Annotated in this window: 18 protein-coding genes; 14 read left to right on the top strand and 4 right to left on the bottom strand. The window is 64.4% G+C overall.

From position 1 onward, the window contains the following. The first annotated feature begins 28 nt into the window (after window positions 1-28). The 5 genes from GUY30_RS08655 to GUY30_RS08635 all read left to right on the top strand — a co-directional run bounded on the left by GUY30_RS08655 (window position 29) and on the right by GUY30_RS08635 (window position 5844). Entirely contained in the window at window positions 29-1051 is a 1023-nt protein-coding gene (locus tag GUY30_RS08655; protein WP_228281834.1) for a helix-turn-helix transcriptional regulator, read from the top strand. Next, on the top strand, window positions 1035-1922 hold the full coding sequence (locus GUY30_RS08650; protein ID WP_167196239.1) for a WYL domain-containing transcriptional regulator: 888 nt from the start codon (window positions 1035-1037) through the stop codon (window positions 1920-1922). Before GUY30_RS08655 ends, GUY30_RS08650 begins: the two co-directional genes overlap by 17 nt. Window positions 1923-2007: 85 nt before the next feature. Continuing rightward, entirely contained in the window at window positions 2008-2292 is a 285-nt protein-coding gene (gene tatA, locus GUY30_RS08645; protein WP_167196236.1) for a Sec-independent protein translocase subunit TatA, read from the top strand. 56 nt (window positions 2293-2348) lie between these two features. After that, on the top strand, window positions 2349-3131 hold the full coding sequence (tatC, locus tag GUY30_RS08640; protein WP_167200842.1) for a twin-arginine translocase subunit TatC: 783 nt from the start codon (window positions 2349-2351) through the stop codon (window positions 3129-3131). Then, entirely contained in the window at window positions 3124-5844 is a 2721-nt protein-coding gene (locus GUY30_RS08635) for a DEAD/DEAH box helicase (protein ID WP_167196233.1), read from the top strand. The genes tatC and GUY30_RS08635 overlap by 8 nt, the downstream gene beginning before the upstream one ends. Window positions 5845-5855: 11 nt before the next feature. Here the strand turns inward: GUY30_RS08635 and secA2 are convergent, their stop codons facing one another. Beyond that, window positions 5856-8117, bottom strand: a complete 2262-nt coding sequence (gene secA2 / locus GUY30_RS08630) for an accessory Sec system translocase SecA2 (protein WP_167196230.1) — start codon at window positions 8115-8117, stop codon at window positions 5856-5858. 42 nt (window positions 8118-8159) lie between these two features. Then, on the bottom strand, window positions 8160-9854 hold the full coding sequence (locus tag GUY30_RS08625) for a 5'-3' exonuclease H3TH domain-containing protein (protein WP_228281832.1): 1695 nt from the start codon (window positions 9852-9854) through the stop codon (window positions 8160-8162). A gap of 76 nt (window positions 9855-9930) precedes the next feature. On the opposite strand from GUY30_RS08625, the gene GUY30_RS08620 reads away from it, so the two are divergent. Then, entirely contained in the window at window positions 9931-10857 is a 927-nt protein-coding gene (locus tag GUY30_RS08620; protein ID WP_167200838.1) for a metal-dependent hydrolase, read from the top strand. A 266-nt stretch (window positions 10858-11123) separates the two neighbouring features. Further along, window positions 11124-11882: a polyprenol monophosphomannose synthase gene (locus GUY30_RS08615; protein ID WP_228281830.1), complete on the top strand. Its 759-nt coding sequence runs from the start codon at window positions 11124-11126 to the stop codon at window positions 11880-11882. Between the two features lie 136 nt (window positions 11883-12018). On the opposite strand, the gene GUY30_RS08610 is transcribed toward GUY30_RS08615, so the two are convergent. Together GUY30_RS08610 and GUY30_RS08605 are read right to left on the bottom strand one after the other, a co-directional pair. Then, window positions 12019-12360 carry an RNA polymerase-binding protein RbpA gene (locus tag GUY30_RS08610; RefSeq protein ID WP_167196224.1) on the bottom strand — a complete coding sequence of 114 codons (342 nt, stop codon included), beginning with the start codon at window positions 12358-12360 and terminating at the stop codon, window positions 12019-12021. A gap of 111 nt (window positions 12361-12471) precedes the next feature. Next, window positions 12472-13236, bottom strand: coding sequence for a glycerophosphodiester phosphodiesterase family protein (locus GUY30_RS08605; protein ID WP_167196221.1), 765 nt, complete (start codon window positions 13234-13236; stop codon window positions 12472-12474). Window positions 13237-13292: 56 nt separating this feature from the next. On the opposite strand from GUY30_RS08605, the gene GUY30_RS08600 reads away from it, so the two are divergent. The 7 genes from GUY30_RS08600 (at window position 13293) to GUY30_RS08570 (ending at window position 20894) form a co-directional block, all read left to right on the top strand. Then, window positions 13293-13616, top strand: coding sequence for a hypothetical protein (locus tag GUY30_RS08600; RefSeq protein WP_167196218.1), 324 nt, complete (start codon window positions 13293-13295; stop codon window positions 13614-13616). 277 nt (window positions 13617-13893) lie between these two features. Then, on the top strand, window positions 13894-14622 hold the full coding sequence (locus tag GUY30_RS18105) for a septal ring lytic transglycosylase RlpA family protein (RefSeq protein WP_208091505.1): 729 nt from the start codon (window positions 13894-13896) through the stop codon (window positions 14620-14622). A gap of 177 nt (window positions 14623-14799) precedes the next feature. Next, window positions 14800-16158, top strand: a complete 1359-nt coding sequence (locus tag GUY30_RS08590; RefSeq protein ID WP_167196215.1) for a flavin monoamine oxidase family protein — start codon at window positions 14800-14802, stop codon at window positions 16156-16158. Window position 16159: 1 nt separating this feature from the next. Next, window positions 16160-17683, top strand: a complete 1524-nt coding sequence (locus tag GUY30_RS08585; protein WP_167196213.1) for an APC family permease — start codon at window positions 16160-16162, stop codon at window positions 17681-17683. Then, window positions 17680-18087 (top strand): helix-turn-helix transcriptional regulator, encoded by a 408-nt coding sequence (locus tag GUY30_RS08580; protein WP_167196210.1) that lies wholly within the window; start codon window positions 17680-17682, stop codon window positions 18085-18087. Before GUY30_RS08585 ends, GUY30_RS08580 begins: the two co-directional genes overlap by 4 nt. A gap of 19 nt (window positions 18088-18106) precedes the next feature. Then, entirely contained in the window at window positions 18107-18517 is a 411-nt protein-coding gene (locus GUY30_RS08575) for a VOC family protein (RefSeq protein WP_167196207.1), read from the top strand. 4 nt (window positions 18518-18521) lie between these two features. Next, window positions 18522-20894: an ATP-binding cassette domain-containing protein gene (locus tag GUY30_RS08570; RefSeq protein WP_167196204.1), complete on the top strand. Its 2373-nt coding sequence runs from the start codon at window positions 18522-18524 to the stop codon at window positions 20892-20894. The last annotated feature ends 57 nt before the right edge of the window (window positions 20895-20951 follow it).

The raw sequence follows: 20951 nt of genomic DNA, 5'->3' as shown, positions 1-20951 counted from the left end.
ATCGCCCGGCCTAGGTTACGGTGGAATCGTGAAAACACCCCGCACCAGCAGACAGAGACAGCAGACCGAGCGTCTGATGAATCTGCTGATCGCCCTGCGCGCGTCCCGCGGCTGGGTGTCGCGAAAGACGCTGATGAGCGCCATCGATGGCTATTCCGGGCTCGACGAGGTCGCCTTCGACCGCAAGTTCTCCCGTGACAAGGACCTGCTGCGGCATATGGGCATCACCATTGCGACCCGCGCCGAACACGATGCCTACGGTGACGTGGGGGAGACCGGCTACCGGATCTCCACCGCCGACTACGCCATGGGTGACGTCGAGCTCACCCCCGCCGAGGTGGCTGCCGTGACCGTGGCCGCCGCATTCTGGTCGGAGACCGAACTCGGGGAGTCCTCGGCCCAGGCGCTGACGAAGCTGCGTGCTCTCGGCATCGATCTCGACCAGTCCGCCGCCGGACCGGGAAGCGTCGACCCGGGCACCGCGGCACACAGGCTGGCGAGTGCGAACTTCGCCACCGCGCTCCACCACATCAACGCCCGCGAAGCCGTCGGCTTCCGCTATCACAAGCCCGGTCAGAGCGTGCGGAAGGTGCGGCTCGAACCCTATGCCCTGCTCAGTCGCGGTGACCGTGTCTACCTCTTCGGCTTCGACCTCGATCGGCAGGCGCGGCGCACCTTCCGGCTCTCCCGTGTCGAAGGCGGGATCGCGAAGCTCAGCGGCCGCGAGCCCGGGGACTATGAGATCCCCGCGGACTTCTCCCCGCAGCTGGCGCTGCAGTCGAGTTCGGAGATGGCCGTCGTCGCCGAGGCGACGCTGCACATCCGCGCCCACCGGGCCGATCCGCTGCGGCGCCGTCAGATCCGCACCGACGGAGACGATGTGATCATCGGCTATTCCGACGTCGACACCTTCGCCGCCGAGATCGTCGGCTTCGGAGACGCCGTCGACGTGGTCGACCCGCCCGAGCTCGTGCGTGCCGTCGACCGCAGACGCGAAACGATTCGCGAATCCCTCAACCGCCTGGGAGGCGCCAGTGTCCTCAGCGCGTGAACGCCTCACCCGGCTGCTCAGCCTTGTTCCCTACCTCGATGCCCACCCAGGTGCGGACCTCGAAGAGACCGCCGCCTACTTCGGCATCGACTCCGACACCCTCATCGACGATCTGCAGCTGCTCTTCGTCACCGGTCGACCCGGACACATGCCCGATGACCTCATCGATGCCTCGTGGGAAGGCGGGCAGATATTCATCTCCAACGCCGAAGAGGTCTCCGTGCCCGTGCGGCTCAGCGCCGAGGAAGCCGGTGTCCTCGTCCTCGCGCTCGATATGCTCTCGTCCCTGCCCGGACTCGATTCGGAAGCAGTGGCCACCGCCGCGACCAAACTGCGAGCGGCGGCAGGCGAGAACCTGCGCACAGCCGTCGACGTCAGCCCCATCGACGCCGACGAGGACCTCCTGAGCGCCCTGCGACAGGCGGTCGAGGACGGCGCCGCCCTGCGCATCGACTACTACGTGGGCTCCCGCGACGAACTCACGACGCGGACCATCGCCCCGACCCGCTTGGTCCCGGGCGCGGACTGGTACGTTGATGCCTGGTGCTACTCGGCCGGAGCTCCGCGTCGCTTCGCCCTGGGCCGCATCCGGTCCTGGGAACCGGCGGTGCATCCGCCGATGTCGGTCAGCGTTGCCACGACGACCTCATACGAGGTCACCCTCGGTCTCGCGGCCGGGGGAGCATGGCTGGCAGATGAACTCGACGTGACGAATCGGGAATACCTCGACAGCGGGGACACGAGCCTACGCATCCGCCTGCTCGTGCATTCGGTGGAGTGGCTCAGCCGCTTCCTGCTCTGTCATGCCGATGTGATCACCGAGATCGACGACACCGAGGCGGTCGCGGCCGCCCTGCGCAGGCTCGGTTGAGAAGAAGACCGCGTCCGGACGTGGATGAAAGGCACAGCCGCAGCGCGTAGAATCGTCCACAGAATCAACAATCCAAGGAGCTCCCATGAAACCAAGTTTCGTGCAGATCGCGATCGTGATCCTCATCATCGTGATCATCTTCGGCGCGCCCAAACTGCCGCAGCTGGCCCGAAGCCTGGGACAGTCGATGAAGATCTTCAAGTCCGAAGTCAAGGACCTGCGCGACGACGAAGACGAATCCGGCAAGACCACCGAGCCGGGAGCGCTCAACAAGAACTCCTCGACCGATTCCACCCCGGGCGCCGGTGAGACCACCGGAACCGAGGAATCGCGGCGAGAGAAGCAGGACCCGCAGTCTCACGAGAAGTGAAAGAGAACAGTCAGCGGAAGCCCTCTCGATCACGGAAGAACAATCCTGAGAAGAAGATGCCCGTCGTCGGGCACCTCGTCGAGCTGCGCAACCGCGTCATCATCGCCGCCATCGCCATCGCCCTGGGTGCGGTAGCCGGCTGGTTCCTCTACGACCCCGTCCTCGACATCCTCCAAGAGCCGATCCGCACCATCCGCGACAACGGTGGACGGATGGCCGAGATCAACTTCGCCGGAGTCGCCTCGCCCTTCGACCTGAAGATCAAACTCTCGTTCTTCATCGGTCTCTTCCTCTCCTGCCCGATCTGGCTCTACGAGGTCTGGGCGTTCATCGTCCCGGGCCTGAAGCGCAAGGAGAAGCTGTACTCGCTGGGCTTCCTCGGCGCGGCCATCCCGCTGTTCCTGGCAGGGTCGACGATGGCGTTCTTCGCATTGCCCAATGCGGTGAAGGCACTGACCTCGTTCACTCCCGAGGGCGGCACGAACATCATCCCGGCACAGGACTACCTGAGCTTCGTGATGATCATCATTGTGGTCTTCGGACTCGCCTTCGTCCTGCCGGTGCTCATGGTGGGACTCAACATGCTCGGGATCCTGTCGGCGGAGAGGATCAAGAAGTCGTGGCGCATCATCGTCATGATCGTGTTCCTGTTCGCCGCGATCGCCACCCCGACTCCGGACGCAATGTCCATGTTCTTCCTCGTCATCCCCATGATGACCCTGTTCTGCCTGGCATGGGTGATCTGCCTCTTCAATGATCGCCGGCGCAAGAAGCGCCTCATCGCACAGGGCCTGTGGGTCGACGAGGACGAACTGACCGACGAAGAGAAGAATGACTGATCCCACACCGCTTTCGACCAACACTCCTCCGGAGGAACCATTGAGTCCCTCTGCCGCCTATGCCGACTTCAAGGCCCGTGCGGAGTTCGCCCGCACTCCCTTGGGACAGTTCATGGAACGCACCGAGTTCGCCCTCGACGACTTCCAGGTCGAGGCCTGCAGCCATCTGCAGCAGGGCGAGGACGTGCTGGTCACGGCGCCGACCGGAGCAGGCAAGACGCTCATCGCGGAATTTGCCGTGGAGCTGGCACGCGGTGAGGGCAAACGGGTCTTCTACACCACCCCGATCAAGGCACTGAGCAACCAGAAGTTCAACGACTTGGCCGAGGTCCATGGGGCCGAGAACGTCGGGCTTCTCACCGGTGACACATCGATCCGACGTGATGCGCCGATCATCGTCATGACCACCGAAGTGCTGCGCAATATGCTCTACAACGACGTGGCGGGACTGTCGGACCTCGGCTTCGTCGTCCTCGACGAAGTCCACTACCTCGCCGACCGGTTCCGCGGCCCGGTCTGGGAAGAGGTCATCATCCACCTGCCGGACCGAGTGCAGATGGTGTCGCTGTCGGCGACGGTGTCCAACGTCGAGGAATTCGGGGCCTGGCTGCGTGAGGTCCGAGGACCGACGACGATCGTCTCGACGAGCCACCGGCCGGTGCCGCTGGTCAACCACGTCCTGGTCGGCCACCGGATGTACGACCTGTTCACGCACAGCGATTCCGACCGCATCGATCCGGCCCTCAACCATGCCACGCGCACGCACGGAGGACCGCGCTCGAAGCGCGCACGGGCCACCCGAGCACGGTTCCGCCGGCCCAGTCGCACCCAGGTCGTGGCGTCCCTCGCCGAGGCGGCGATGCTGCCGGCGATCATGTTCATCTTCTCCCGCAACGGCTGCGACGAAGCCGTCGAACAGTACCTGAGCACAGGCACCGACCTGAACTCTCGGGAAGAGAAGACGATCGTCAACGCGGCACTGGAATCGCTGCGCGATGAACTCGCCGACGAAGACCTCGGCATCCTCGGCTATCAGAACTTTCGCGAGGGATTGCTGCTCGGAGTCGCCGCGCACCACGCGGGGATGATTCCGCAGTTCAAACAGCTCGTCGAAGAGCTGTTCTCGCAGGGAATCATCAAGGTCGTCTTCGCCACGGAGACCCTGGCGTTGGGCATCAACATGCCCGCTCGCACCGTCGTGCTCGAGAAGCTCGTGAAGTTCAACGGCGAAGCGCATGTGATGATCACCCCGGGGGAGTACACGCAGCTGACCGGACGCGCCGGTCGCCGCGGAATCGACCGCATCGGCCATTCGGTCGTGGTGTGGCACCCGACCATCGAGGTCAGCGAACTGGCCGCGCTGGCTTCGAACCGCTCCTACGCACTCAACTCGGCGTTCGGACCGACCTACAACATGACGGCGAATCTGCTGTCGCGGATGAGCTCGGACGAAGCCGCGAAGGTGCTCGAGACCTCGTTCGCCCAGTTCCAGGCCGATAAGGCCGTCGTCGGGCTGGCGCGCAAGGTACGCAAGAACGAAGCCACGATCGAGGCGTACGAGAAGTCGATGCACTGCGATCTCGGTGACTTCTCCGAATACGCCGCACTGCGTCGGGCGATCTCTGACACGCAGAAGCAGGAGACCCGGACGAAGTCGCGGAACAAACAGCGCGATATCGTCGAGTCCCTCACCGCGCTCAAGATCGGCGATGTGGTGACGATGCCGGCCAAACGCGTCGGCGGTCGCGCGGTCATCATCGCCCCGATGAGCAACAAGGACGGTGTCTCCAGGCTCCCCACCGTCCTCACCGAGCAGGGCAAAGTGTGGCACCTGCGCCCGCACGAGGTGACCGAGCCCGTTGCCGCTCAGGGGCGAGTCCGGGTGCCGAAGAAGTTCAACCACCGGCAGGCAGGTGATCGCAGGCAGCTGCTGTCCATCCTCGAAGCCGCCGTTCACGACGGCAGGGTCGATGCCGAGGCCCACTGGGAATCGAAGAGACAGCATCAGGGTGAGAGCACCACTGTGGCCGAACTCCAGGCGCAGATGCGGGCACACCCCTGCCACGACTGCCCGGACCGGGAGCTCCACGCCCGCTGGGCCAACCGGGCGGACAAACTCATCCGAGAGAACGACTCTCTCATCGCCCGTATCGAAGGTCGCACCACCTCGATCGCTCTCGTCTTCGAACGAGTTCAGGATGTCCTGCGCGGTCTCGGTTTCGACCCCGAGCATTCGACGATGCTGCGTCGGATCTACGGAGAACGCGATCTGCTGGTGGCGCTGACGATCCGCGCCGGACTGTGGGACCGACTCAATGAGCCGGAGCTCGCGGCCTTCGCTTCGATCTTCGTCTTCCAGTCCCGCAGGGACACCCTGACCGCGCACCGGGCACCGAGCGCCGACCTCAAGGCCGTCTGCGATGAGTCCGAGACGATCTGGCGGCGCCTCTTCCACCTCGAGGAACAGCATGCGCTCAATACGACCGACGAACCGGACCGAGGGCTGATCAGACCGATGTACCGGTGGACCGAGGGCAAAACGCTGTCGGAGTCTCTGCGGGGAAGCGATATCGCCGCCGGAGACTTCGTCCGGTGGGCCAAGCAGAGCCTCGACCTGCTCGGCCAGGTCGCCGAGGTCATCGACCCGGAGACCGCAGTCCGCGTGCGACGCTCGATCGAAGCCATTCGGCGCGGAGTCGTCGCCGACTCCTGACCGGCGACGTCTCAGCGGCGGGCCTTCTTGACGATGTTCTCGATATCGGAGCCGAACGCATTCTCCGTCGTCAGATAGGTCCACGTCGACGATGGACGCTTGAGTCCGTGCGACTCGAGGTCGATGCCCTCATCGGTGATCGTCGCTTCCTCGATCGTCGCCTTCGAATCGTCGATGACATCGGACCAGAACGACGAGAAGACGCGGATGGATTCGGTGTTGAACGCTTCGTGCGGCTTCTCCCTGGCGAAGGTGCGCAGGTGGATGCCCTCGCGCAGATCGTTGAGGAAGGCGAGATGGTCGACCCAGCGCGCGTCGAGGTGGAAGAGCATGACTTCGCGGAGTACCGAGTCCAGCAGTTCCTCCGAATGCTCCTGCACGATCTCATCGGCACGGTCGCCGAGCTCCTCTCGCAGCTGGTCGACCGGCTCGTCGTCCTTGCGGATCTCGGCACGGCGTTCGAGGACGAGGTCGCGCTGTTTGGCCATGAGCTCATTGAAACGCCAGGTGTCACGGTGCAATGCGGTGTTCTGCCCCTCGGCGATGCGCTGAGCGTGTTCGACGAGGCCGAGTGCACGCTTGGATTCGATGAGTCCGGTCTCATCTCCTTCGGAGACGAACCGTTGGATCTCGGGAACTCTGGTGAGCAGCTCATCCTCGAGGCTGGTGAAGAACACGGACGTGCCGGGATCACCCTGACGACCCGCGCGACCTCGCAGCTGGTCATCAAGTCGTGACGAAGGATAGCGACCGGCGCCGATGACGAGGAGGCCTCCGGCATCGGCGACATCATCGTCGGCCAGACGGATATCGGTGCCGCGTCCGGCCATCTGCGTCGACACCGTGACCGCACCGGGGGCACCGGCCTTCGCGATGATCTCGGCCTCCCGGGAATCGTCCTTCGCATTGAGCACGGCGACGTCGATTCCGCGCTCGGTCAGCCGTTCGGCCAGCGACTCGCTCTCGGCCACCGACGAGGTGCCGATGAGCACGGGACGATTCCGGGCATGATTGTCGGCGACCTCTTCGACGATCGCCCGCTCCTTCGACTCCTGATAGGTGAACAGCCGATCGGGTTCGTCGATGCGGATCACGGGCAGGTGGGTGTCGATGGGCACGATCTCCAGTCCGTAGAATTCGCGCAGATCGTCACCGACGGCCAGGGCGGTGCCGGTCATTCCGCAGACGGTCCCATAGCCGTGGATGAGCTCTTCGACGGTCATCTGGTCGAGGATCTCTCCGCTGTCGGTGGCGTCGAGGCTCTCCTTGGCTTCGACCGCGGCCTGGAGCCCATCGGGCCAACGCTGGAGTTCGGCGACGCGTCCGCGGGAAGAGGAGATGAGTTTGATTCGTCCGTCGACGACGAGGTAATCGACATCGCGTTTGACCAGCGCCCGGGCGTGGAGAGCGAGATTGACGGCGGCGAGCGTCTCGGAATCCTCTCCGAAGAGTTCGACGTCGAGCTCCTCCTCGACCCGGTCGACTCCGGCATCGGTGAGCGAGACGGCATGGCGGTCGGCGCTGACCTCGTAGTCGGTGCCCGGGCTGAGCCGGGATACGAGTGCGGCGATCGCGGCGTCGGAGTCCTGGACACTGGCCGAGCCGGCGAGGACCAACGGCACACGCGCCTCGTCGATGAGCACGGAATCGGCCTCATCAACGATGACGACATCGCGTTCGGGGACCCGCTGATCGGCATCCTCGGTGAGGAACCGGTCCCTGAGGACATCGAATCCGACCTCGGTCACCGACGCGTAGACGACCTCGGCACGGTAGGCTTCACGGCGTTCGTCGTCGTCCTGCGCACCGGAGATCGCAGTGGATTTCACCCCGAGGAGGTCGAACAGCGGCTTCATCCAATTGCGGTCGCGGACGGCAAGGTAGTCATTGACACTGACGACGTGCACGCGCCGTCCCTGCAGCGCATAGCCCGCTGCGGCCAGGGCACCGACGAGAGTCTTGCCCTCACCGGTGGCCATCTGCACGATGCTGCCCTGCAGGAGTCCGACGAGTCCGCGCAGCTGTGTGTCATAGGCTCGTTCGTCCAGGACCCGCTCACCGGCTTCTCGCGCCAGAGCGCAATAGCGGATGAGCGTCTGCTGCTGGGTGCCCGAAGCGAAGACCTCACCGGCGGCCTCCGTGAGTTCGGCATCGCTGAGTTTCGAGAATTCGCGCCCGGCCGCGTCCAGATCGTCGACGGCGCGCTCGAACCAACCTGTCGTCTTCTCCGCGTGAGAGCCGGGTCGGTTGAGCAGGCGAGAAAAGAATCCCATTGTCGTCCTTCGTCGTTTGTACGTCGGTGTCGAGTCTAGCGTTCAGGACATCGGCCACGAACCGTCGACGACGGCTTCGGCGTTGCCCTTCTTCCGCAGCCAGGCCTGCAGTCCTGCCGCCTGTGAGCGTCTCCAACCGGCCTGCGCGGCCATGATCTCATCGTTGCTCATCGCAGAGATTTCCGTGGACTTTTCGGCCAATGCTCGGGAAATGTCCAGAGCGGCCAAGGCATCGGCGGCGGCATCATGGGCGTCGAGGAGTTCGATGCGGTAGGTCTTCGCCGTCTCGATGAGCGTCCGCTTGCCCTTGCGGTACGCATCGATGTGTTTGTCGACGACGAAGGTGTCGATGATCGTCGGGATGATCGACGGGAAGTCGATGTCCGGGCGATGGCGGGCCACTTCGGCGGACATCACGCTGAGGTCGTAGACGACATTGTGTCCGACGACGACGGCGCCTTCTTCTCTGAGCGCGGCGAATTCCGCGCACAGTTCGGCAACGACCTGGGCGGCTGTCGCACCGTTGGCCTGGGCGAATTCGGTGGTGATGCCGTGGACAGCGCGCGCCGATTCGGGGATCTCGATGCCCGGATCGGCCAGCCACGTGCGCACCTGGGTAGCCGATTCGACGAAGGCCGCGGTGACGATGCGGGCCGTGGCCGGTTCGACTCCGGTGGTCTCGAGGTCGAAGCCGACGAGCCGTGACTGTGTCCACGAACCGGTCGCTGCAGACCGCGGAGCCGACTCGGCGGACTCGTTCGACAGCCGCGGCGCCGTCGTGAGTCCCGGTGCGCCGGTGTGTGCCGCCGGCGCGCCGGCTGTGCCCGACACGGATTCGAGTGCACTGGTGAGGTTGTCGACGGAGCGGCGGATGTTCTGCCCTTCGGCGGCATCATCGACTGCGGTGCGGTCAAACGTGTTCGGGATGCTGTCGAGATCGATGCCGTGGTCGACGTCGGTGAGGCAGCGCATGACCTCGAGAGTCTTGTACAGGGTCTCTTCGACCTCGATGATCGTTGCGGCACGCTTGGGGCTGAGCCCACCGGTCTTCACACCGGCCTTGGCCGCCTTGACGATCGTTTCGAGGGAACCGAAGTTCTCCAACAGGGTCGCGGCCGTCTTCTCTCCGATGCCGGGGGCTCCGGGCAGCCCGTCGGACGGATCGCCGCGCAGAGCTGCGAGCTCACGGTAGCGGGTGCCGTCGGGCACTCCGTAGGCCCTCGGCAGGTCGGCCTGCGTGAGGGCCTCCCACTCGCCGCCCTTACGGGGGCGCAGAACGCTGACCTCGGCGGACGAGTCGAGCAGAGCCAGCAGATCGCGATCGGGTGAGACGATGACCACCGGGCTCGTCGACTGGGCGGCCATCGTGGCGATGACATCATCGGCTTCAGTTCCGGCCACCTCGGCGATGGGGATTCCTGCGGCCGTGAGGACGCGGTTCATGATCGGCAGCTGCACGGCCAGCTCGGGTGGGATCTCCGTGCCGGATTCCTCGTCCTTGACGCGTGCCGCCTTGTACTCGGGCATGATCGCGGTGCGGAAGGCTGGTCGCCAATCGGCGTCCATCGTCGCGATCACACGATCGGTGTCGAATCGCCGCACCATCTGGGCGACGGTGTCGAGGACCCCGCGCACGGCGTTGACCGGGTGACCGTCGGCATTGACGATCGAATCCGGCACCGAATAGAAGGCGCGGTAGTACAGGGCTGGAGTATCGAGCAGAACCAAGGGCTTCACAATCGATGACGATACCCGACCCTCCTGACACAGGTGTAGCCGCAACGGCCGACGGTGTAGCCTGTCGGCTGTGACTATGTACTTTGGTGGAGATGTTTACAGCAGTGTCGACCCTTTTGCGACGGCACTGGGACATGCGGACGGAAAGGTCTCGTTCATCGGTTCCGATGAAGCGGCCAAGGCCCTCGATCCGGAGGCGATCGACCTCGGTGAGGACTTCCTCACCCCGGGCTTCGTCCATGCGGGATTGACCGTGGACGAATCGTCCCCGACGGGTGCGGAACTGCATGCGCAGGGGTTCACCCATGTGCATGCGATCGGCACCGCCGAGGCGGTCGCGCAGTTCGCCGCCGACGCGCCGGAGGGACTGTCGGTCGTCGACTACCCGCAGCTGGACTCGGGATCCGCCGAGGCCCGCCGCGCCTCGATCACCGCCTCCGATCTGCTCGGACTGGAGCAGCTGCCGGCACTCAGCCTCTTCATTCTCGTCGACTCGGATGGCCAGCTCACCGATGTGCTCGAGGCCCTGCGTGGCGATGCCGCTCATGCCCAGCGTCACGGCTACCGCCTGCGCCTGGACTTCTCGGTTTCGGAAGACCAGGTCGAGGTCCTCGGCCGCAGCGGGATTGCCATCACCCTCGACCCGGCGCAGCCGCAGCCCTTGGCACAGCTGCTCGCCGCCGGAGCGCAGGTGTCCTTCAGCCATTCCGAGGCATCACCCTGGGCGGGAGTTCGCAATGCCGTCGTCGGCGACGGAGGAATCGGTGCCCGTGCCGCTTTCAACGCCGCGACCCGCTTCGCCCACCGGGCGGCCGGAAACCCCGAAGGCGGAGTGCTCGCCCCAGGGGCCGATGCCGATATCGTGCGGTGGAAGGTAGAGCGCCTCGTCGTTCAGGTCGCCGACCCGCGAGTCGCCGCATGGAGCACCGACCCGCGATCGGGAACACCCGGTTTGCCCGAATTGTCTTCCGACGTGGCGCTGCCCACACGAGTCGAACTCTGAGACGAACCTTCGGTCTGTCCAGCCGACACGCCGATGGATAGAAAATTTCGATTCCTGCAATTGGGCCTGTGACCTGCAATTTCAGTCATCAGGCCAGGTCACAGCGATTTTGCAAAGTCCGCATCGGCCATTAGATTCGACGTGAACATTCCGCTTGATGTGGGATGGAGTCGGCACTCCCGTCAATAGATAACTCGCTGCTGCGTGGTCCGAAGGCGGGGGTGTCGACTCATTGTCTGGCCCGGCTACCGCGTATCGTGGGGTCCGTGCCTTCCAAGATTCTTGTCGTCATCCCCACGTTCAACGAACGTCTCGCCCTCCCCGTGACACTGGCCGGATTGTTCGAGCAGCAGCCCGACGTCGACGTCCTCATCGTCGATGACAGCTCTCCCGACGGAACGGGGGAGTGGGCCGACGATCAGGCTCAGAACGATCCCCGCATCAACGTCCTCCACCGCAGCGAGAAATCCGGACTGGGCATGGCCTATATCGCCGGATTCGAATGGGCGCTGGAACGCGACTACGACATCATCTGCGAGTTCGATGCCGACGGATCTCATCGTTCGCTCGACCTGGGGCAGCTGCTCCGCGCCGCCGAAGAGGGGCGCGGGGATCTCATCATCGGATCGCGGTGGGTGCCCGGCGGAGAGATCGTCGATTGGCCCAAGTCGAGGTACTTCCTCTCCCGCGGCGCGAACGTCTACGTCAACGCGGTCATGGGACTGGGGGTCAAGGACGCGACTGCCGGGTTCCGCGCGTATACCCGTCCCGTGCTCGAAGCGCTCGATCTCTCCGGTGTCCAGTCGCAGGGATACTGCTTCCAGATCGACATGACCTACCGCACCGTCGAAGCTGGATTCCGCGTCGCCGAGGTGCCCATCGTCTTCGTCGAACGCGAGCTCGGCGAGTCGAAGATGAGCGGCTCGATCATCACCGAAGCATTCACCAAGGTCGCCGGCTGGGGGCTCACCCGCCGCCGCAACCAGTTCCGTCGTCTGCTGGGTCGCAACGAACAACCCGCCTAACCCCCTATTGCTACCTGACGGCGGCCCAGCAACCTGGCGCGAGGTTGCTGGGCCGCCGTCAGGTAGCAATAGGCGAAAGGAGAAGGGGTGCAGGTCTGTTGACCTGCACCCCTTCGGTGCCTTCAGCGCAGCTGAATCAGCTCTGGGCCGGGACCTCACCGCGACGGATCGCGAGGCGCTCGTCGAGGAGCACCTGGAGTTCGTCGAAGGACCGGCGCTCCAGCAACATGTCCCAGTGGGAACGCACGTGCTTGACGGACTCACCATCGGGTTCGTTGACGCCGACGCGGACACCGATGCCGTGGATGCCGGAATCCCACGTCGAGGGGACTTCGGCTTCGATCGAGAACGGCACCTTGAAGCGGGTTCCGTCTTCGCATTCGAATTCGACCATCTGGCGGGGTGCCGGCTCGACGCCCTCTTCGGTTTCGAGGCTGCGCGAGCCCAACTGTGTTCCGCGGAGACTGCGTTCGCTCATATCTAAGACCTTCCGACTCGACTGCACACCTTGGACGCAATGTAACAGTCTACCGTGCTCGAATATTCCTCGTGGACAGGCTGCGGTGGTGTTCCCGGAGCGTCCACACAGCTAACCCCGTCGGCGGGCCAGCACCTCGAGGCCGAGCTCGACATCATCGGTGACGATCCCGTCGGCTCCGAGGCCGAGCATCGAGCCCATCGTCTCCTCATCATTGACCGTCCAGACATGGACGAGCAGTCCTGAGCGGTGAGCCCGGTCGACGAAGTCGGCGGTGACCACCGGGATCCGTTTGAACGAGACGGGCACCTGCAAGGCGTCGACGCCCGGCGGCAGAGGAGCGAACCCATGATCGGGTACTCCCGGCAGCCGACCGAGGGCGAAGAGGGCAGTCTCCGTGGTCCCTGTCGACGTGCGCACGCCCGGCAGAGCTGTGCGCAGACGACGAAGGGTGCCGGAGTCGAAGGAGGCGAGTCGGACTCTGTCGGCGGCGTTGAAATTGTGAACGAATCGGATCATCGGGCCGATGCTGTGGGCGGCCTTGACGTCGATGTTCCATTGCACCTGCGGCAGCGTCTCGAACAGCGCCTCGAGGCGGGGGAGTCGACCCCCGGCGAGGAGTTCGACCTCGTCGAGTTCGTCTGCGGGCAGTTCGCAAATGGAGTGTGCCAGTCCTGCGATGCGGTTGAGGTCGGCATCGTGGGCAGCGAAGAGGACGCCATCGGCGGAGGCGTGGACGTCGGTCTCCATCAACTCGACTCCGGCAGCCGCCGCAGCAGTGAAGGCCTCGAGGGTGTTTTCGCTCGTTCCCGGCCACAGGCCGCCTCGGTGCGCGATGATCTCTGGGTCCGCGATGACCTCCCGCTGGGAATTCATAGTCCAATCCTAACCAGGGTGTTGATTTCATCCGGGCTCTGTTCAAGGATGGTGCCATGAGCTCACACCGCGAACCCATCGAACCCGACGACGTCATCGACGCGACCGCGAAGTCCCCGACCGAACGTGCACGCCGGGTTGCCGGACGCGCTTACGGAGCTGCGAGCACCGGTGTGAAGAACGTGCGTGAGGCAGCCTCGACATCTCGCCTCATCGAAGCCACCGAGAACAGCGTCAACCGTGTGCTGGGAAGCGTGTCGCACGCGATCGACGACGCCGTGCGCAGCGGCAAGGTCGAGCGAGCCTTCGACAAGGCACAGGAAACCGTGACGTCCGGAGCCGCAGGTGTCCGGAAGCTGGTGACACGCAAGTCCCGCTGACCGTGACCGACTCCGGTCGTGACCGTCTCCGGCCGCGAACTGCCTTCGAGGACCTGAACTCCGGCGAGGCGCGGACACCGTCCGTGAGCAGAATCGCATTCATGTGGCACACCGTTTGGGTGCGCCACATTGCTTTTGTAACAGTTCCTTAACTAGAATCTGTCAAGGTAACGATCAGATAACTTGGAGCTCTTCCTCGAGCGCACTGTTGCGAGAGGTCTTCCCGTGCATCTCCGAGTTGCCGAATTACTCTCTGATGACGACGAGGAACACGACTGTGGGCAGACACTCAGCACCGAGCACCAAGAAGTCCGGCTCGATCTTCTCCGCGCTGACGGCAAAGAAGAAGACCGGACGGCATGCACCGGCCGGCCGGCAGAACACCGCCGGGGGAGTGCTGGCAGCCGTTCGCACCCGTCCGGTGCTCTCCGCGTTCATCGTGCCGACCGCCGCTACCGCAGCTGTCGTCGCATCGAGCCTCGCAATGGTTCCCAATGACTCCTCCTCGAGCGGTCAGGTCGTGGCGGAAGCGCCTGCCGTCGCTGTCTCCGAGCCGACGAAGGCCACGGATGAGTTCCTCGCCAAGGCGAAGAAACAGGCGAAGGAGAAACCGGCCGAGGTCACGATCGACACTCATATCGAGACTCCGAGCCCTGAGCCGTCGAAGACCGCTGACAAGAAGGACGAAGCATCTACCGGCGGCGGAGAGACATCCGGCAACGAGGGGTCGTCCGGCGGTGGAGACGCTGATGAGAACGACGGACCGTCGAACTCCGGCAAATCGGCCGGCGAATCCGGCAGCTGCCCGATGTCCTACTACGGCGGCGGTGACGGATTCGACGGCAGGAAGACCGCCAACGGAGATATCTTCGATACCAACAAGCTCACCGCCGCCCACAAGACCCTGCCGTTCGGTTCCAAGGTGAAGATCACGAACACCGCAAACGGCAAGTCCGTGACCGAGCTGCGAGCAGGTGACTGCGGATTCCGCACCCCAACTCGCTGAAAGACGAATTTCGAACGGATCGGACATCGAAACAGTAGGAATCAGTCGCATCTAAGCGCGATAGCAGACGAATTGCTTATTGGGTACGGAATTCGCATTCACGATTTCGACCTTGGTTTTCGACTGTGGGCTGGCTAATCTGAAGCCAATACCCCAGCCCCTTTCGAGGAGATCACCATGTCGAAGGAAACCTGTGACGTCGTCATCATCGGAGCAGGTCCATCCGGCCTGAGCGCCGCCCGCCGACTGCGGAAGGCCGGACGCAGCGTCATCGTCCTCGAAGCCCGCGATCGTGTGGGCGGACGCACCTGGACCGAGCACATCGACGGACAGATGTTCGAACTCGGCGGCCAGTGGATCTCCCCGGACCAGACCGCGTTGCTCGCTCTCGTCGACGAACTCGGCAAGGAGACCTACCCGCGCTACCGTGACGGCGACAGCGTCTACATCGCCCCCGACGGAACCCGCACCGTCTACTCGGGCGAGATGTTCCCGGTGGGGGAGTCGACTCAGGCAGAGATGGAACGCCTCATCGGCATCCTCGACGAACTCGCTGCCCGGATCGGTCCGCAGGCCCCTTGGGCCGCCGAGGATGCTGCTGAACTCGACTCGATCTCCTTCCACCATTGGCTGCGTGAGCAGTCAGAGGACGAACTCGCGTGCGAGAACATCGGACTGTTCGTCGCGGGCGGCATGCTGACCAAGCCCGCCACGGCCTTCTCAGCACTCCAAGCCATCCTCATGGCAGCCTCGGCGGGATCATTCACGAATCTCGTCGATGATCACTTCATCCTCGACCGTCGCGTCGTCGGCGGAATGCAGTCGGTCTCGGTGCAGATGGCAGACGAACTCGGTGCGGACATCGTCCGTCTGCAGCAGCCGGTGCGGCGGATCGAATGGTCGGAGACCGGAGTCAGCGTCTCGACCGACGAGCTCACAGTCAGCGCCGAGTCCGCGATCGTCGCCGTTCCGCCGAACCTGTATTCGCGCATCAGCTACTCACCGCCCCTGCCGCGACTCCAGCAGATCTTCCACCAGCACCAGTCCATGGGACTCGTCATCAAGGTCCACGCCACCTACGACACCCCGTTCTGGCGCGAGGACGGGCTCTGCGGAACCGGGTTCGGCGCCTCCCGCCTCGTCCAAGAGGTCTACGACAACACGAACCACGGGGAAGAGCAGGGCACCCTCGTCGGCTTCATCTCCGATGTCAACGCCGATGCCATGTGGGCACTGGACGAGGAGACCCGCCGGACGAGGATCCTCGAAGCCCTTGCCGAGTTCCTCGGCCCGAAGGCAGTCGACCCACGAGTGTTCTACCTCTCCGACTTCGGCGCGGAGGAATGGACCCGCGGAGCCTATGCGACGAGCTACGACCTCGGCGGTCTGCACCGATGGGGCCCGTTCCAGAACGACCCCGTCGGGCCGATCCACTTCGCCAGCTCCGATATCGCCGCCGAAGGCTACCAGCACGTCGACGGAGCAGTGCGCATCGGCACCGCCACCGCCGAGAGGATCCTCGGCGAGAAGTCCTGAAATGAGCAGCACACAGCCGTCACCGTCGACGAACACGAGCGGACTGAGCTCGAAGGGCCTGTCCGCCGGCAAGATCGGAGCCATCGGGGGAGCCGTCATCGGCATCTCCTGCATCGCCCCGGCCTATACGCTGACCTCGGGACTGGGGCCGACGATCTCCGAGGTCGGGGTGCACACCCCGGCCGTTCTGCTCATCGGCTTCGTGCCGATGCTGCTGGTCGTCTTCGGCTATCGGGAACTGAATACGGCGATGCCGGATTCGGGGACCACCTTCACCTGGGCGACCAGAGCGTTCGGACCGTGGCTCGGCTGGATGGGCGGCTGGGGACTCGTCGCCGCCACTGTCCTCGTGCTGTCCAATCTCGCGGCCGTCGCCGTCGACTTCCTCTTTCTCCTTCTGTCCCAAGTGTTCTCCGACCCGCAGATCGCCGAGCTCACACGCGTCCTGTGGATCAACATCCCCGTCACGATCCTCCTCACCGCAGCCGCGGCCTGGGTGTCGTACAGGGGAGTAGAAGCCACGGAAAAGCTGCAGGTGTGGCTGGTCGCCTTCCAGGTGCTGGCCCTGGGATGGTTCGTCGTCGCCGCGATCGTACAGGCTTCCAACGGCACCGCCTTTGATCCGACGCCGGTCTCGCTCGACTGGTTCAACCCGCTGTCCGCCGGCGACTTCTCCACTGTGGCGGCCGCCGTGTCATTGTCGATCTTCCTGTTCTGGGGCTGGGACACTGTGATCACGATGAACGAGGAGGCGAAGGACCCGGAGAAGACCCCGGGCCGGGCCGCTATGCTCACGATCATCGCGATCGTCATCATCTACATCGCCTGCACCGTCGCAGTCATCTCGTTCGCCGGCATCGGCGCCGAAGGCCTCGGTGCCGGCAACCCGGACAACCAGGAATCGATCTTCGCCTCTCTCGCCGGCCCTGTCATGGGACCCTTCGCGGTGCTCGTCTCCATCGCAGTGCTCTCGTCCTCCCTGTCCTCGCTGCAGGCGACGATGGTCTCGCCCTCGCGGACCATCCTGGCGATGGGCCACTACGGCGCGCTGCCGGAGAAGTACGGTCGCGTCTCTCCCCGCTACAAGTCGCCGTCGGTGGCCACCGTCACCTCGGCGGGGGCTGCGATCATCTTCTACGTCGTCATGCGGCTGCTCTCGGAGAACGCCCTGTGGGACACGATCACCGCGCTGGGACTCATGGTCTGCTTCTACTACGGCATCACCGGCCTGGCCTGCATCTGGTACTTCCGGCGCAGCCTCTTCGCCTCAGGACGCACGTTCTTCTTCCGGTTCCTGTTCCCGCTCATCGGGGGAGTGACCCTGCTGATCATCTTCGTCACCACCGCGATCGACTCGCTCGACCCCGCCTACGGATCCGGGTCCTCGGTCTTCGGTGTCGGACTCGTCTTCGTCCTCGGCATCGGGGTGCTGCTGCTCGGTGTGGTGATCATGATCATCCAGTCCGTGCGCCATCCCGACTTCTTCCGCGGACGCACGCTAAAACAGGGAGTCGACGCGGGATGAACGAACAGCTGGTGGCTCTGCGCCGGGTCCGAGACCGCATCGACCGCGAGTTCGACCAGCCGCTGAGCGTGGATTCACTGGCCGCGGGCGTGCACATGTCCGCCGGGCACCTCAGCCGCCAGTTCAAGTCCGCCTACGGCGAATCCCCGTACTCGTACCTGATGACGCGCAGGATCGAGCGGGCCATGGCGCTCATCCGCCGCGGCGATCTCACGATCACCGAGATCTGCTTCACCGTCGGCTTCTCCTCCTTGGGCACCTTCAGCACCCGCTTCCGCGAACTCGTCGGACTCTCTCCGACCCGCTACCGCGACGGTGTCGCCGCAGGTGAGCACCGGCTGCCGACCGTCGTGGTGAAGAACGCGCTGAGACCGGTCAGGAATCGAGAAGTCCCACCGAGCTGAGCAGTCTACGATTGCTGACATGGACATCTCGATCAACGCCAGCTTCCTGCCGCATACCGATGCCGAAGAATCCCTGACCTTCTACCGTGACATCCTCGGCTTCGAGCTGCGCCTCGATGTCGGCTCCGGACGCATGCGCTGGCTGACCGTCGGCCCCGTCGGACAGCCCGACACCTCGATCGTGCTCACCCCGCCTGTGACCGACCCGACGATCAGCGACACAGAACGGGAGACCATCGAGGCGCTCATCGCCAAGGGCAGCTACGGTGCGATCGTGTTGGCCACCCCGAACGTCGATGAGGCATTCGCCGAGGTGGAGACCAAGGGCGCCGATATCGTGCAGGAGCCGATGGACCAGCCCTACGGTCTGCGTGACTGCGCCCTGCGCGACCCCGCCGGCAACATGATCCGCATCCAGCAGAGAGGCTGAACCGGTGCACGCAGCCGACAGCCATGACCTCATCCGCGTCAGCGGAGCCAGAGAGAACAACCTCAAGGACGTCAGCGTCGCGATCCCCAAACGTCGTCTCACGGTATTCACGGGAGTCTCCGGCTCCGGCAAGAGCTCACTGGTCTTCCACACGATCGCCGCCGAATCCCAGCGGATGATCAACGAGACCTATTCCGCATTCGTCCAAGGCTTCATGCCGGCGATGGCCCGCCCCGAGGTCGACGTCCTCGAGGGACTGACGACGGCCATCCTCGTCGATCAAGAGCGGATCGGGGCGAATCCGCGCTCCACCGTGGGCACGGTCTCCGACATCAATGCGAAGCTGCGCACTCTCTTCGCCCGGCTGGCCGAGCCGAACCTCGGATCGACGAACGCCTACTCCTTCAACGTCGCCACCCTCAGCGGGAAGGGCGCAGTGACCATCGACAAGGGCGAGAGCAAGCAGGTCGAACGCAAGTCCTTCTCCGTCAACGGCGGCATGTGCCCGCACTGTGAGGGAATGGGCACTGCCACGGACATCTCCATCGACGAGGTGGTCGATGAGTCGAAATCCTTGAACGACGGAGCCATCACCGTCCCCGGGTACAAACCCGGCGGTTGGTCCGTGCGCATGTTCTCCGAATCCGGGTACTTCGACCCGGACAAACCCGTCGCCGATTTCGATGAGACGGAGCGACACTATCTGCTGTATGCCGAAGGCGAGAAGGTCAAGATCAATGGCACGAACATCACCTTCGACGGGCTGATCCCGCGGATCCAACGGTCGTTCTTGTCCAAGGATCGGGACTCGATGCAGAAGCACATCCGCGAGTTCGTCGACCGTGCCGTGGTCTTCACCACCTGTCCCGAATGCGAGGGAACCAGGCTCAACGCGGCCGCCCGCTCCTCACTGATTGCCGGAAAATCGATCGCCGATGTCTGTGCCCTGCAGATCTCGGACATCACGGATTGGCTGGACCAGATCGAGCCGGGAGCCGCCTCGGCGCTGCTCGAATCGCTGCGCGCGGATGTGGCAGCCTTCAACGACATCGGACTCGGATACCTGTCCCTGGACCGATCGGCAGGGTCACTGTCCGGGGGAGAGGCCCAGCGGATCAAACTGGTCCGCCACCTGGGCTCTTCGCTCACGGACGTCACCTACGTCTTCGACGAACCGACGATCGGTCTGCACCCACACGACATCCGATCGATGAACGACCTGCTGATGGCACTGCGGGACAAAGGCAACACGGTCCTCGTCGTCGAACACAAACCCGAGACGATCCTCATCGCCGACCACATCGTCGACCTCGGGCCCGGCGCGGGCAGCAACGGGGGAGAGGTGACCTTCACCGGCAGCGTCGACGGTCTGCGGGAGTCCAATACTCTCACCGGGAGGCACCTCGGATACACCGCTGCGCTCAAGGATACGGTGCGGGAACCGGCGGGAGCGCTCGAGATCCGCGACGCACAGTCGCACAATCTGCGAGGCGTCGACGTCGATGTGGCCCTCGGGGTGCTCACCGTCGTGACCGGTGTTGCCGGATCCGGAAAGAGCAGCCTCATCGAGGGGGCCCTGCGGGGACGTGATGGGGTCGTGATGATCGATCAGGCGCCGATCAAGGGATCACGGCGCAGCAACCCGGCGACGTACACGGGGATGCTCGAACCCATTCGAAAGGCGTTCGCTAAGGCCAACGGGGTCAAGCCCGCCCTGTTCAGCGCGAATTCCGAAGGTGCATGCCCGGTGTGCAACGGCGCCGGAATCATCTATTCGGACATGGCGCTCATGGGCGGTGTGTCGGCACCGTGCGCCGAGTGCGAGGGCAAGGGATTCCAAGCTGAGGTGCTCGAGTTCACCTTGGGCGGGCGAAACATCCGAGAGGTCCTGGATCTGTCGGTGGATTCGGCGATCGAGCATTTCGGTGCGGGGGAGTCGCGTATTCCCGCGGTCGTCAAGACTCTCAAGATCCTCGCCGAGGTGGGACTCGGCTACATCAGCCTCGGCCAGCCGCTGACGACGCTGTCCGGGGGAGAGCGACAGAGGCTCAAGCTCGCGGTCCATCTGTCGGCGAAAGCCGCCGATGCGGCGCAGGTGATCATCCTCGACGAGCCGACGACAGGACTGCATCTGGCCGATGTCGACAACCTGCTGCGGCTGCTCGACGGACTCGTCGATTCGGGACGGACCGTCATCGTCATCGAACACCACCAGGCAGTGATGGCTCATGCCGATCACATCATCGACCTCGGCCCGGGCGCGGGCCATGACGGAGGTTCGATCGTGTTCGAAGGCAGCCCGGCCGAACTTGTCACAGGAGCGAAGACGAACGGTTCGCTGACCGCCGAGCATCTGGCCGCATATGTGAGTGCCTGACCAGGGGAGTCGTGCCCACTCAGGCTTCGTCCAGGCTCCGCGGAGCCGATTCAGATG

Origin of the sequence: Brevibacterium pigmentatum (assembly GCF_011617465.1) — a bacterium.
GTDB lineage: Bacteria > Actinomycetota > Actinomycetes > Actinomycetales > Brevibacteriaceae > Brevibacterium > Brevibacterium pigmentatum.
This window is presented reverse-complemented; position numbering and strand designations above follow the sequence as displayed.

Coding starts and splice junctions, on each gene's coding strand:
- GUY30_RS08605 (WP_167196221.1), bottom strand. CDS start 13,236: ATGAATTCCCAGCGGGAGGTCATCGCGGACCCAGAGATCATCGCGCAC.
- GUY30_RS08590 (WP_167196215.1), top strand. CDS start 14,800: ATGTCGAAGGAAACCTGTGACGTCGTCATCATCGGAGCAGGTCCATCC.
- GUY30_RS08575 (WP_167196207.1), top strand. CDS start 18,107: ATGGACATCTCGATCAACGCCAGCTTCCTGCCGCATACCGATGCCGAA.
- GUY30_RS08620 (WP_167200838.1), top strand. CDS start 9,931: ATGTACTTTGGTGGAGATGTTTACAGCAGTGTCGACCCTTTTGCGACG.
- GUY30_RS08610 (WP_167196224.1), bottom strand. CDS start 12,360: ATGAGCGAACGCAGTCTCCGCGGAACACAGTTGGGCTCGCGCAGCCTC.
- tatC (WP_167200842.1), top strand. CDS start 2,349: ATGCCCGTCGTCGGGCACCTCGTCGAGCTGCGCAACCGCGTCATCATC.
- GUY30_RS08585 (WP_167196213.1), top strand. CDS start 16,160: ATGAGCAGCACACAGCCGTCACCGTCGACGAACACGAGCGGACTGAGC.
- GUY30_RS08580 (WP_167196210.1), top strand. CDS start 17,680: ATGAACGAACAGCTGGTGGCTCTGCGCCGGGTCCGAGACCGCATCGAC.
- GUY30_RS08635 (WP_167196233.1), top strand. CDS start 3,124: ATGACTGATCCCACACCGCTTTCGACCAACACTCCTCCGGAGGAACCA.
- tatA (WP_167196236.1), top strand. CDS start 2,008: ATGAAACCAAGTTTCGTGCAGATCGCGATCGTGATCCTCATCATCGTG.
- GUY30_RS08600 (WP_167196218.1), top strand. CDS start 13,293: ATGAGCTCACACCGCGAACCCATCGAACCCGACGACGTCATCGACGCG.
- secA2 (WP_167196230.1), bottom strand. CDS start 8,117: ATGGGATTCTTTTCTCGCCTGCTCAACCGACCCGGCTCTCACGCGGAG.